Origin of the sequence: Streptomyces caniscabiei, assembly GCF_014930365.1 — a bacterium.
GTDB lineage: Bacteria > Actinomycetota > Actinomycetes > Streptomycetales > Streptomycetaceae > Streptomyces > Streptomyces caniscabiei.
Genome location: NZ_JABXWI010000064.1, coordinates 1 through 889, shown reverse-complemented (window position 1 = coordinate 889; position 889 = coordinate 1). Strand labels below are relative to the sequence as shown.

At 69.0% G+C, this 889-nt stretch carries 2 pseudogenes; both read left to right on the top strand.

Annotated elements, in window-relative coordinates:
• Positions 1–71 precede the first annotated feature (71 nt).
• A pseudogene (locus HW837_RS50570) lies at positions 72–347 on the top strand (transposase domain-containing protein); the annotation flags it as partial.
• Positions 348–492: 145 nt separating this feature from the next.
• Positions 493–889, top strand: a pseudogene (locus tag HW837_RS49500) (IS4 family transposase); the annotation flags it as partial.

The following is an 889-nucleotide window of genomic DNA, read 5'->3' as shown; positions in this document are numbered from 1 at the left end:
TGCTGGGTGATCGTTTAGGATCCGGGGCTTGTGGCTCGTGATCATGTGGTGGGGATGGCTTCCCGGAACGGATACGGATTGGCGCGTTGACGCGGACGTTCACGCCGGAGCTGGTGGACTTCGCGATCGAGGAGGCCGTTGCGCGGGAACGCGCGGTGAAGTCGTTGCCCGCGCGGCTGGTGGTCTACTTCACCCTCGCCATGTGGCTGTTCACCTCGGTCGGGTACGGCGGGGTACTGCGGGAGCTGGTGGAGCACTGGCCGCTCAAGCGGGGCGAGAAGTGGCGTCCTGCATCGACAGGGTCGCTGACCAAGGCCCGGTCCCGGCTGGGGGCGGGGGCGCTTAGGGTGCTGTTCGACCGAATGCGCGGAGCGCAGGGCACGCCGGCCACGCCGGGGGTTTTCTGGCGGAACCTGCGCCTGACCTCGCTGGACGGCACCACCTTTAACGTCCCCGACCAGTGCGGCGAACTCCGCCGCGTACTCCCGGCCTATGACCGAGGCCCGGCAGGGGCCCTATCCACAGGTGCGGCTGCTGGCCCTGGTCGAGTGCGGCACCCTGGCCGTGATCGCAGCGGTCTTCGACTCCCTTGCGGTCGGCGAACGCACCCTGGCCACACGCCTGTTGCCGATGATCGAGCGGGGCACGCTGCTGTTGGCCGACCGGGGCTTCCCCTCCTACGACCTGTTCACCGCAGCCGCGGGCCGGGGCGCTGAGCTGTTGTGGCGCGCGAGCGCGTCGTTCACCCTGCCCGTCATCGAGGTGCTTCACGACGGCACCTATCTCTCCCACCTCAACGGGCCACGCGGACAGCGCATCACCGTCCGGGTGATCGAGTACACCGTGCACAGCACCGCCGAGGGCGCCGACGGCTCCACCATCGAGTCCT